The following is a 12,444-nucleotide window of genomic DNA, read 5'->3' as shown; positions in this document are numbered from 1 at the left end:
TATGAAGAACGACAGCGCGACCAGCTTTATCGTCGCCATAGGTTGTTTGCCGTAGATTTGCTTTGCGCAGACCTAGTTTAACCACCCTGCTACCGTTTGTTCAGGTGCATACGAGTTGGGCTTTGTTAGCCACACTGCAATGGCATCGGGTTTGGCGACTAACGGCGTGAAATCCACATTGAATTGCCATTTCGATTCACCACGCTGGTAACCATCGTAAACTACGACGAAATCGTGCTCTAACTTCTTACCTCTGTTTTCACCAGCTTTAACACTCGTGACTTCATTCATCGCCAATAGAGCGATATGAGCCGCATAGTCACCTTTACCTTCGTAACTCACGCTGAAGGTCTCGCCTGTATGATTTACCGTCAGCTTGGGATTATTTTGTTGTGGGAGTGAAGGCAATGTACGGTCGAGCCAGTTGAAGTAGCCACGCCACTCCTTACCGTCAACAACAAAACCCGGCGTATAGACCCCGCTTGTTACCCCGTATGCTTTGTATAGTCGTTGTTTCTGACTAAAGGCCTTACTCGCGAATTTATCTCCCCACCCTAAGTAATCCCAATAGTCGACGTGATACGCAAGAGGAATAACTTGTGTCCAAAGTGCTGGGTCGTCTTCAAATGTACTTAGATACGCATCTGCGGGAGGACAACTAGAACAACCTTCTGACGTGAACAGTTCAATAACCTGTGCTGGTTGCCCTTCGTGGCTCCAAGTTTGCGCTGCCGACACTGTAGAGTAAAAGCCGATCGGTAAGGCAAATAAGCAGAGTTTAATCAATCGTGAGTTGTATTTGGCGTGTGACATACCGTGATCCTTATAGAAGCTACTTATCTAAAGACCGCGGCACATAACTCTTTCTTTCAGAAACCAAGTTATTTAGATACAAAAACGCCAGCTTGAGGAGCTGGCGTTTTTAAATTCTTTATTTCTTTTATTCTATGCGTTTACGCTTAGATTAACGGTTAATACCGATATCGCGCTGCATGTGACCAGATAGGTCGCTTGCGTAGTAACTACGTGGAGAGTTGTCTACGAAAAGAATATCAAAAATGTGTGCAATCAATCCTTTGAAGTTAACCGAGTAGGTCTTCTTATCCATAGAGTTAGGAACAGCGATAGTATTCATTTGTACTGCTTGAGCCATGATTGCCTCTCTATAAATTTGTTTGTATGTTTCGTTCTGATGACAAGAATAATAAGTGATCTTTTGCAGGTTAAAAAATGACTAAATTTAGATTTTGAGATTAGTTTTTCTAATAAAACAAACCATTAACAAGACCCCAAAATACCTATTCATCAAAGCTGACTAATAATTCATTATAATGCTTAAATCATGCATTTAGTCTAAAAAGACCACAAACAAAAGTGGCCAATGTCACATAAAATTTACATAAATAAATTTCTTGCTTCATTGACCACGTGTTAGTTATCGAGTTTTCGATAAGTTATATTTGTTTTAATTTACTTGTTCAATAGCTGGCTTCTTTGCATAAATCGACGCTATAACCGCAATCGTCATGGTAGAAACCAATACCGCTAAAGACCAGTATGTCGGGATAGCCCACTCGCTATCAACCAATAGCATTTTCACACCAATGAACACCATGATGAATGAAAGTGCAGGCTTCAAGTAGATGAACTTGTCCATCATACCTTGCAGTACAAAGTACAAAGAACGTAAGCCAAGCAATGCAAACACGTTAGCTGCAAGTACCAGGAATGGTTCTTGCGTTACCGCGAAAATTGCAGGGATAGAGTCCAAAGCAAACATTACGTCCATAACCGCTATCGCACCTATCACCAACATCATTGGTGTAAGCACCCATTTTGCACCTTGTTTGATCATCAATGCCGGGCCATGGAAATCTTCTGTCACCGGCATAATTTTTCGAAGTAGCTTTTCAGGTAGTGTATTCACACTCTCCTCTTCGCCCTTGTCTAATGCTAGTTTGATTCCTGTACCAATTAGGAACGCAGCAAACACATAAAGCACCCAGTGGTATTCAGCGAGTAATTGCGCGCCTAACGCGATCATGATTGCACGTAACACCAACGCACCAATAACACCCCAAAGAAGCGCACGAGGTCTTAGGTGTTCAGGAACTTGGTATTGCGCGAAGATCATCGCAAACACGAATAAGTTATCGACACTAAGTGATTTTTCCAACAAGTAACCAGTGATAAATGACACGGTCGCTTTCTGCGCTGTGTAATCACTGTTTGGCGCGTAAATATCCCAAAACAGGTAGATAGAGCCTGCAAACAAGAATGCTAGCAAGAACCAGAAAACACTCCAGATTGCCGCTTTTCTGATTGTGACGTTGCCACCACGAGTCTGATAAATATCAATAGAAACGAGAATGACCGTCAGCAGGAAAAAGCCCACATACGTCGTCATGATTGGCGATGAAAAAAAGGATTCACTATTGGTAGATAATAGAGATTGAGTTGAGTTCATTATTCCTCCGGGCGGAAGAACTGTTCAAAGACCTTCCGCAAACAAAACATATCAAGCTCCACGACGGATCTTGATTGTGATTGCGTTGGTCTCGTTGAAGTGAAATATGGGATTTCACCTTTACGCACCGGATAGACACTTGGCCTAACGAGATGACGATACGTAAACTTGCGCTAACTACTCCCCAAACGCGTGGATAATATTCCGCAAACTTTGTTTCGTCTAGATAAATTTTCAGAAATTAATAAAAAAGGAGCAAAGCGCTCCTTTTTTATTTGTGCCCGTCTGTCAATAAGAGACTCGTATTGATTCCGACAATACAACCATGGTGATAGCTCGCTCTGAAGCTTGCTAACAACACGTTAAATACCATTCGTTCAGTTATTGAGTCTCGTTAAGATGCTGAGCCTAGGTATGCTATATGCCCGCCATTGGAACGAGATATACCAATGCAGACCAAACAGAAACCCAGCCAACAACAGCGGCTGCATCCAACCAATCTTTCCTATTCATGCTTTGCCTCCACAGGAACTTGCCCTAGAAACTAAGCATAAACAGTGCCAATTTTATAAATGGTTCATTTTGCGAATGTTTACCTAAAACACTCCATGCAATTTAGTGGCTCTTTATATTTTAGTGACTCTGGATTGTCTTGTAAGAACGCAATAAAACAGTCGGCCATCGAGTAAGTCGTTACGATACCGTCACCAATCATATCCAGTACAGCGTTGTAACCCTCTTTTCCTTTCATTGTGTAAGCCGAAGATGCACCTCGGTAAATACGTTCACGGGAAACTGGCTGCCAACCTGACTCTTCTGAATGAATTTCCAAGTGATGGATACGATGCCCGATTGGCGCTTCTTTGTGGTAACAAAACCTTAAGTTATGGGTATAAGGAAAGCTGCCCGATCCTGTCCCCACTACGCCGTTATCCAACGCATTATTAATGGCACCTTCTAGCATAGCGGCAATGGTCTCGCCTCTTATCTCATACATTCCAATAGGTACGGCAAACGGTAGTAGCTTTCCGGCAATATCGGCAACGGACACATCACCACTATTAAGTGAGTTTCTTACCCCACCAGAGTTATGGATGGCGAAGTCTACCTGATGACCTTTTTTGTTCATTAAATAGTGGAATGATTGTGCGACGAGCGGTGCAAGTTGGCTTGGACCGTTTTCGTCAGGGATTCGAACATGGCGAAGTTTGGTGTCTGCATGAGCAATTACTTGTTGCTGCAGTTTACGGACCCTAGGCTGATACTTGTCCGTAAGGATGCTTTGCAGCTCAGGATCTTTCTTACACACCGAGATGTTCGGGTGATTATTAAGATACTCACAGGCCATATCATGAGCATCGTCCTGCCCAACCTCACTCAACTTAGCATCTATAAACAGTCGACGCCCTAACAGTAATTCATTTTTACCTTTGAACTGAATCACTTTACCTTGTGAGTCAAACTCTATTTCGCAATGGCCGAGGCTCATCGCGTGGAAGCCTGCTTGCACGACGTAGGTGTCGTCCACTTTAACGCCGTAGTCATCGTCCTTAACCAGGCCGATATCTGAGAAGTCCCCTTGTAATCGGTGGCTGTGCCCGCCAACAATCACGCCAATACCAGATACATTAGCTGCAAGCTCTAAATCGGCTTCGTAACCGAGGTGGCTTAGTAACACAATTTTATTGATACCGGCTTTATGAATCTGTTCTATGGTCGCTTTCGCTGTTTCTAGGGCATTTTCAAATGGTGTATCGATATCAGGGTTTGCAATGCTTGCCATCTTATCGATGCTCAAGCCGAAAATAGCGACTTTTTCGCCATCGAACTCCTTAGTTATAAAAGAAGCACTTCGTGTTTCAGTTAAGTAAGGCTTAACAATTTCGTTGTCCGCTAACGTATGAGTTTTATTGATATTCTCATTCGACAAATTCCAGTTACCAGCTAGGAGTGGAAATTGGATCTTCTTTGCGAACATAGCCACAGGTTCATTACCCATGTCCAACTCGTGATTGCCAAGGGTCATTGCGTCTATATTCAGCGCATTGAGTAGATCGGCGTTGGCTTTACCTTTGAAGAGTGAGAAGTACAAAGTGCCTTGAAAGCAGTCCCCAGCATGAAGAAAAAGGGTTCCAACCTTTTGCCGCTGAGCGTCTTGTTGAATCTGTTTAAAGCGTGTTGCAATTCGAGCGAAACCACCGGCACTGACATAAGGTTCAATGATGTGGTTGTTCATTTTAAGTGATAGCTGTAATGACGTTGGTTCAAAGTATGAGTGGGTGTCGTTGATGTGTGCCAACACAATCTTTGTCGGCTTATTCTTTTTAGTCATATTTTCTTCTCTCTTTGTCCCTTCATACTAGGTCGGGAATCATGACAGAATCGTGAATTTTATGAAACTGCACTGCAAAAAAATACTCGATATAGATCAAAAACCTCATTTTTCGGCGTATAAACAAAGAGTGGGTTTTGTGACAGATGAGCATACCGATTATCTGTTTTTCGATTATGATTAAAGATATCTGTTAGCTTTCAAACAATTAGCAGAGCCTTCCGTTAGGAGTAAGCCTATGCAACTAGAAAGAATCGAGATTTCTGGCTTTCGAGGTATCAAGCGCATGTCATTGGCGTTTGACGAGCTAACCACGCTTATCGGTGAAAATACTTGGGGTAAGTCTTCATTACTTGATGCCCTTTCCGTCGTTCTTCCTTCAGACGGTGTGCCATACCACTTTGAAATGACCGATTTTCATGTCGATTACTCAGTTTCACACCCGCAGTCTCAACACCTCCAAATAGTCCTGTCGCTCAAAGCCAACGACAAGAGCGAATTGAATGCAGGCCGTTACCGCAAGCTCAAGCCCATCTGGGTCCAAGACGAATTTGGTGTTTATCGCATTTATTACCGAATCAGCGCGACGTTGGAGCAATACGAAACCACAACCCACTATGCATTCTTAGGGTTAGATGGTAATCCTCTCAAACTGCACCATTCAGAAAAGCTCGCACAAGAATTGATGACCTTGCATCCGGTCATTCGCTTACGCGATGCAAGGCATTTTGATCGCCCTTTCAACGCTAAGTCAGTCACTCCAAATGGGAACGGAAATTCAAACAACGGCAATGGCAATAATGGTAACGCGCGCCAAGCCAGAATCGAAAAACGAATCGATAACACCTGCCGTCGTTTAATGGCGATCCCTGGTCATGTAAACAAAGGTGAAATGCGCAGTAGCTTACAGTCTATGCAAAGCTTGGTTGAACACTATTTTTCTTTCAAAAGTAATTCTCGCCATAACCCAAGAAAACAGAGGGATGGATTGCTCTATTCTGCTGGTGCTAACGACCAGAGTATCCATCAACTCGTAGAAGAAACTAATAATAAACAAACACGCCTGTTGTTCATGGGTTTATTAAACGCTTATCTTCAAGCCAAAGGGCCAAACGAATTGAGGCGTTGTGCACGTCCACTTTTGATCTTAGAAGATCCCGAAGGTCGATTGCACCCTACTCACTTGGCAAGAGCTTGGAGCCTGATGCAAAAGCTGCCGATGCAGAAAATCCTCACGACCAACAGTGGTGAGTTACTTGCCGCAGTTCCATTGCAATCAATTCGCCGTTTGGTTCGTCAATCAGACAAAACCATCGCTAATCAATTGAACATGAATCACTTTAGTAAAGATGAACTAAGGAGAATTGGTTTTCATATTCGATTCCACCGCTCTGGTGCACTGTTCGCTCGATGTTGGTTGTTAGTAGAAGGTGAAACAGAGGTTTGGCTGTTTAACGAATTAGCCAACCAATGCGGATATAACCTTGCAGCCGAAGGTGTACAGATCATTGAGTTTGCTCAGTCTGGACTAAAAGCGCTAATTAAAGTCGCACAAGAGTTTGGTATTGATTGGCATGTGGTTACTGATGGTGATGCGGCAGGTAAAAAGTACGCCGCAACTGTTCACTCTAAACTCGGTAACGACCAAGAGCGTCATCGCTTAACCGAGCTACCTGATAAAGATATCGAACATTACTTGTATATGAATGGGTTTGAGAGCTTCTTCAGGGACATGGTTAAGATCCCCTATGACCACCCTATTCCACCGAAAAAAGTGGTGGCTAAAGTATTGAAGAAACATGCAAAACCTGATCTCGCTTTGGCGATTGTTTCTCATTGTGAAGATCGCGGTCAAGAATGTATCCCACTGCTGTTGAGGTGGACGTTAAAACGAGTGATCACCATGGCAAACGGGAATACCTAGGCCTTTAGGTTTACTGATAGATGGTATAAGTCCTTCTGTGAAAAAGCTTGGTGAATTATTACACTCCCCAAGATCAAAAAAGGCACACCAAATGGTGTGCCTGTATAAATTGATATACAAACTAATTGGGGGTTATCTTGCAAGAGTTCACAGTAACTAGAGCATCATTGCTTAACCTATTCGTTAGGCTTTTGCTTGCTTAGCGTGTTGTTCAACCACTTCCGAAGATTGAGTTGATTTTGCGTGAAGCCACAAGCCCGTTGCTTTCATTAAGTATCCAAACACGCCACCAAGCAACAAAGAAGGCACAACCAGTTGCCAATCACCACCTGCAGCAAACGTCGCGCAACAACCAATGAAGGTTCCTGGGATATATCCTAACCACGCTTGTTTTGCTTGAATACACATAAAGAAAGCGACAATAGCAGTAATTACATAGCCAAGAATCTCTAACCCAGCGAAGGTTGAGCTTTCGATGATTACCATTGCCCAGAATACGCCTGTCATGTTGGTTAATAAGCTACCCGCCAACCCTTTAACACCACCGGTTGGCGAAGCAAAGTAACTGGTGCAACCTAAGAAACCCGCCCATGACAATAAGCCAAAAGAGATAGCTATCCATCCCCAAAGACCTGACAAAATACCTGTTGTTAATGAAATCGCGACTAATGTACTCATACTATTTCTAAAGCCTAATTACGTTATTGAACGCAACCGGTTTTAGCCTCACTTAAAATCAAGTAAGCATACTATGGTAAGAACGCCTTCTTTTGGACGATCGTGATCACATTAATTATGTACGCGAATGTGCATTTATCACTAGATAGAGACCGGAATCGCTTATTCAACACATTTGGTTATAAGGGTCTGTTAACCTTTCGAGCTTGATTTTGCAGCCTTTGTGGAAAATTTATACAAGACAGAGGCTTTGACGTGTAGCTAGCCTACATGAAAAGCCGATAACGCAGTATAAATGAACCACAAGGGCTGCCCGAAGGGTTCGGTTTAAATCGCTTTATACTTTGTTGAAGAATATTTGCTTAGAATGACTAGGCTACATACTCTTCGCCGCGTATAAAACGATTTAACCTCGAACAAAACTTAACCACGAAAGGTCAACAGCCCCTAGCCTTTTATCAAATTGCCGCTACAGAACTGACGGTTTGCCTTTCATCATGCGCTTGCCTTCGCGCTTAATACATTCAGCAAGCGGGTTTTCTGCCATGTCTGCACGCCAAATGAATGAAAGCGTACGTTCCATTTCGAGCTCGGGCACATTTAAAGTAACCAATTGACCAGATTCAACAAACTGCTCGACATCGAGATAAGGTAAGCACGTTAAATATGGACCGTTTGCTACCAGACTTCTTAAAACGGGAACGTGTTCATACTCTCGCCAAACATCGAGATCACCAATTAAATGATGAATAGAGCTATCAAAAACTTTGCGAGTACCAGAGCCGTGTTCACGCAACACCCACTTTGCTTGTTCTAACTGGGCCAAGCTGACACGTTCACGCTTCGCAAATGGATGGTGAGCCGCAGCCACAACCGTTAAATGGTCGGTACACCAAACTTCTTGATGAACTCGACTGTCATCGCAGCGACCTTCGATAACGCCGAGGTCATATTTGTAATCTAACACCCCATCGATAACTGCGTCGGTACTTTGTACGCCGAGCGATATTCGCATCTCTGGAAAGTCATTATCAATAATACTGATGAGGTCTGGAACGAGGTGTTCTGCGGGCGTTTGACTCGCACCTAATTTGAGCTCTCCACTCAATAAGTGCTGTTCGTAAAACCCCATTTCAATTTGCTGAGCATCTTGCAGTAAACGCTTCGCTTTTGGTCTCAGCCACATACCCCAGTGAGTAAGCGCCATTTGCTTGCCCTGCCTTTCAAACAAAGGCCTACCAAGCATTTTTTCCAACTGTGCAAGAGACATACTTGTCGCAGATTGAGTCAACGCCAACTTGTCTGCCGCAATACTTACACTCCCGGAATCGGCTACTGCATCAAATACCGCGAGCTGCTTTAATGAATAACGCAAATTTCATCCTTAATTCTTTTAATTATCAGTGTCCTATTGCTCTGTTTTTGTTAAGCCGATGAGCAATCAATTTCATTCTACTCGTAACCCGAGCTATATCAATAAATTTGATGTGGTTTTTAAAAATTATCAATTTTACCTCTATCGACCAACCCCCTAATCTGGAATGGCAGGACACAACGAGACCTGCAAAGCATCACTGCTTAACCATTACGGATTAAGCAAGTCATTAACACTAGGAATTACATATGACGGATTGTTCAAGGGGGGGATATGGCAACCAGCACTTCTGAAAATCATCAACTGTTCTCACCAACAGAAATGATGGCGGAAGCAGAAAAGTTTGCATTAAGCAAAGCGAATAAAACCAGCAGCATGACTTTAAGTTTAGCGATCATGGCTGGTGCATTCATCGGGCTTGCTTTTTTATTCTACATCACTGTGACCACAGGCAGCGCAGACGCTGGATGGGGTTTAAGTCGCTTAGCTGGCGGGCTCGCATTCAGTATGGGTTTAATCTTGATTGTGATTTGTGGCGGTGAGCTATTTACCAGCTCAGTGTTATCAAGCATCTCATGGGCTAACAAGCAAATTACCTTCACTAAAATGCTGTCTATCTGGGGCAAGGTGTATGTTGGCAACTTTATCGGTGCCATGTTCCTTCTGGCCTTAGTAAGCGCGGCAGGTCTTTATCAGTTGGATGGCGGGCAATGGGGTTTAAACGCTCTAAATATTGCTCAACACAAACTACACCACAGCCCTGTTCAAGCTTTCGCTTTGGGTGTGCTTTGTAACTTATTGGTGTGTTTAGCTATTTGGTTAACGTTCAGCTCGGCAAACGCAATGACCAAAGCCATGATGACCGTGCTACCCGTAGCAATGTTTGTTAGTTCAGGCTTTGAACACTGTGTGGCGAATATGTTCATGGTGCCTCTAGGCATCTCGATTCAAGCATTCGCACCAGAAAGCTTTTGGTTACAAATCGGTGCAACGCCAGCCCAATACGCAGACTTAAACATCATGCAATTTGTCACTGCAAACTTAATACCCGTGACAATCGGCAACATCGTGGGTGGCTCAGTGTTGGTCGGCTTAGCCAACTGGAGCATTTACCGTCGTCCACAACTAAAAGCAGCAAAAATTACCGCTATTACACAAACAACAGAAATCACGTCAGTTAAGGAAATCACTATGAACACAGCAACAACTATCAAGCAAATCATGAACACTCAACCAATTACACTAAGCGTAGAGATGCCTACATCAGTGGCAATTGATTCACTTTTAGACGCTCAAATTGTTAGCGCTCCTGTTTGCGATGTTGAAGGTCGTCTTGTTGGTATTTTCTCTGTTCATGACGTAATGGTTGATCTTTGGTGCCAAGATTACATCCCAACTAAAGGTCAGAAAGTCGTAGACCTAATGAGCCGTGACGTTGTGGCAATCGATGCAAACGACAAGCTAGTTGATGTGGCTGAGTTCCTATGTATCGACAAAGAGCAACTGTACCCTACTACTAGCATGGGCTTCGCGACTCGACTGACTTCTCTTTCTCTAGAGGAACGAGCTAAAGCGATGAAAGTAAGCCAACCACACATGCTTCCAGTATTAGAAAACGGTGTAATGGTGGGTGTTCTCACTCGAACTGAGGTGATGCAAGCACTTCGCCCTATTTACGGTGACCGTCTAAACGTGGTTGCTGAAGCTGAATTAGAAACAGCATAACTAGTTAATCGTCAAACTGACAACGGTTTAGCTAGGAAGAATTTAGCTGGCGATGCGATATGCGAAGGTAAAGGTAATCGAATAGGGATTAGTCGGTTACGTAAATGAATCAGTCATAGCAACGTTGACTGGCTAAAGTAAATGGTGGCTTAAGACGCTACTAAAGATTTGACACAAAACAGATCAAAACGCGTTGCCATTTACGTTAATAAAAAGGCGCAAAGTGAATACTTTGCGCCTTTCGTTATTTCTAATTGTCGTGTTTAGGTATCTAGTGAACTTTGAAATTAGCTAAAAGATTGATACCTATAAACGCCCACTAATCGCGAGATTATTTCTTGATACCTTCAACGTGTAAATCCATATCTACATAGCTTGAAGCACCCATTACTGGAATGTTGAAGTCAGCAAGTTCTAGACGAGTTGTACCAACGAAACCAGCACGCTCACCACCCCATGGGTCTTGACCAGCACCGATGAATTCAGCTTCGATAACGATTGGCTTAGTTACACCGTGAAGTTTAAGATCACCCATAACTTCAAGTTTGCCGTCGCCTTTATCAACAACTTTCGTACTGTTGAATGTAGCGTCTGAGAACTTACCAGCGTCAATGAAATCAGAGCTACGAATGTGTTTATCACGCTCAGCATGGTTAGAGTCTAGACTCGTTGTATCAACAACAACGTTTACTTTTGATGCTTCAACGTTGTTTGCGTCATACGAGAAATCACCAGAGAATGTGTTAAAACGACCTTGGATAAAGCTGTAACCTAGGTGGCTAACTTTAAAGTTAACTGATGCGTGTGCACCTTTTGTATCAATCACGTAATCAGCAGCGTTAGCAGCGAAAGGCATTGCCATAGCGAATGCTAATCCTGTAGCGATAATTGACTTTTTCATTTTGAAGCTCCTATCATTTTTCGTAGCGTATCGTCTTTGTCGATAACGTGGTGTTTTATCGCCGCTAAGGCGTGCACTGATGCCATAATGATCAGTACCCAGGCAGCATAGTAGTGAACCGTTCCTGCAAGATCAGATTGGTTTGCAAATAGTTCGCCCATACTAGGCACGGTGAACCAATTGAAAACATCTATCCCACGGCCATCTGATGTAGAAATCAAATAACCAGAAATAAATAAAACCACTAAGTTAAGGTACATAAAGCCATGAGCAATTTTCGCAGCTACAACTTCATAAGCTTTACCTTCCACTTTCGGTGACGCGGTAACTAACTTCCAAACCAAGCGAACCACAGTAACAACAGCCAAAAGAATGCCTACCGAACGGTGGTAGTCCGGTGCTGTTTTGTACCACTCGCTGTAATATGAAAGGTCAACCATCCACAGGCCAACGCCAAATAAACCAAAAATTGTTAGCGCTGAAATCCAATGCATCGCTCTTGCTAAAGGGTTGTAATTTCTAACGTTGTTTTCCATACATCTATTCCGAAAGTTAACGAGTCGTGTAGTTTTCAAAGCGTACCCTACACTAAGTTTCTGTAACATAGTATTTACCAAGCTTTACATTGGTAACATCATTTCAAATTAAACGAGTTATTCAAAATTTTTGAACAAGTTTGGACACAACGTTAGATTTCAACGATTTGTTCAATCTCATAAAGCTCATCTGAGATATCCATCATCTTTCGTTCCATGACCTTTTGTGCGTCTTCTATCCCCTTGTTGTAGTAAACCGCACCAAACTTTTTACTGATGAAGTCAACCAAGAATTCAGTGTCAAACTGACCAAGTTCCACATCAAGTTCATCCTGAAGGTACTTCTGAAGTGTATGGGTAAGTTCTGACTTCTGTTTCGAATCTAATTGAATGGTCATTAACGTGTCCAAATAAAATGTAAGTAGAAGAATTCTGATTAACTGACTAAGCTTACGTTAACTCACTGCTACTTAGCTAACTAACCAAATCCTTCTAACTGATTAGAA

11 protein-coding genes are annotated in these 12,444 nt (G+C 42.9%); 2 read left to right on the top strand and 9 right to left on the bottom strand.

Going from position 1 to position 12,444, the window contains the following annotated elements; translation table 11 throughout:
* Positions 1 to 72: 72 nt before the first annotated feature.
* From L0991_15305 to L0991_15290, 4 genes are all read right to left on the bottom strand, one after another.
* On the bottom strand, positions 73 to 813 hold the full coding sequence (locus L0991_15305) for a DUF1223 domain-containing protein (GenBank protein XGB64918.1): 741 nt from the start codon (positions 811 to 813) through the stop codon (positions 73 to 75).
* 151 nt (positions 814 to 964) lie between these two features.
* Positions 965 to 1,153, bottom strand: a complete 189-nt coding sequence (locus tag L0991_15300) for a hypothetical protein (protein XGB64917.1) — start codon at positions 1,151 to 1,153, stop codon at positions 965 to 967.
* Positions 1,154 to 1,465: 312 nt separating this feature from the next.
* Entirely contained in the window at positions 1,466 to 2,467 is a 1,002-nt protein-coding gene (locus L0991_15295) for a TerC/Alx family metal homeostasis membrane protein (GenBank protein XGB64916.1), read from the bottom strand.
* 592 nt (positions 2,468 to 3,059) lie between these two features.
* Positions 3,060 to 4,799, bottom strand: coding sequence for a bifunctional metallophosphatase/5'-nucleotidase (locus L0991_15290; GenBank protein ID XGB64915.1), 1,740 nt, complete (start codon positions 4,797 to 4,799; stop codon positions 3,060 to 3,062).
* Between the two features lie 238 nt (positions 4,800 to 5,037).
* Between L0991_15290 and L0991_15285 the strand changes: the two genes are divergently transcribed.
* On the top strand, positions 5,038 to 6,723 hold the full coding sequence (locus L0991_15285) for an ATP-dependent endonuclease (GenBank protein XGB64914.1): 1,686 nt from the start codon (positions 5,038 to 5,040) through the stop codon (positions 6,721 to 6,723).
* Positions 6,724 to 6,906: 183 nt separating this feature from the next.
* On the opposite strand, the gene L0991_15280 is transcribed toward L0991_15285, so the two are convergent.
* Both L0991_15280 and L0991_15275 read right to left on the bottom strand, forming a co-directional pair.
* Complete coding sequence (locus L0991_15280) at positions 6,907 to 7,401, bottom strand: DUF1097 domain-containing protein (protein XGB64913.1); 495 nt, start codon at positions 7,399 to 7,401, stop codon at positions 6,907 to 6,909.
* Positions 7,402 to 7,870: 469 nt separating this feature from the next.
* On the bottom strand, positions 7,871 to 8,776 hold the full coding sequence (locus L0991_15275) for a LysR substrate-binding domain-containing protein (GenBank protein ID XGB64912.1): 906 nt from the start codon (positions 8,774 to 8,776) through the stop codon (positions 7,871 to 7,873).
* A gap of 273 nt (positions 8,777 to 9,049) precedes the next feature.
* Here L0991_15275 and focA point away from each other — a divergent pair, with 273 nt between their 5' ends.
* A complete protein-coding gene (gene focA / locus L0991_15270) occupies positions 9,050 to 10,501 on the top strand; it encodes a formate transporter FocA (GenBank protein ID XGB64911.1) in 1,452 nt (483 codons plus the stop codon).
* Positions 10,502 to 10,832: 331 nt separating this feature from the next.
* Here the strand turns inward: focA and L0991_15265 are convergent, their stop codons facing one another.
* From L0991_15265 to L0991_15255, 3 genes are all read right to left on the bottom strand, one after another.
* The gene (locus tag L0991_15265; protein ID XGB64910.1) at positions 10,833 to 11,402 is read right to left on the bottom strand and encodes a YceI family protein; all 570 of its coding nucleotides are present in this window, start codon (positions 11,400 to 11,402) and stop codon (positions 10,833 to 10,835) included.
* The gene (locus tag L0991_15260; protein XGB64909.1) at positions 11,399 to 11,938 is read right to left on the bottom strand and encodes a cytochrome b; all 540 of its coding nucleotides are present in this window, start codon (positions 11,936 to 11,938) and stop codon (positions 11,399 to 11,401) included. The genes L0991_15265 and L0991_15260 overlap by 4 nt, the downstream gene beginning before the upstream one ends.
* Before the next feature lie 152 nt (positions 11,939 to 12,090).
* Positions 12,091 to 12,336, bottom strand: a complete 246-nt coding sequence (locus tag L0991_15255; GenBank protein XGB64908.1) for a DUF2164 domain-containing protein — start codon at positions 12,334 to 12,336, stop codon at positions 12,091 to 12,093.
* Between the last annotated feature and the right edge of the window lie 108 nt (positions 12,337 to 12,444).

The organism is Vibrio chagasii (assembly GCA_041879415.1).
Lineage (GTDB): Bacteria > Pseudomonadota > Gammaproteobacteria > Enterobacterales > Vibrionaceae > Vibrio.
This window is presented reverse-complemented; position numbering and strand designations above follow the sequence as displayed.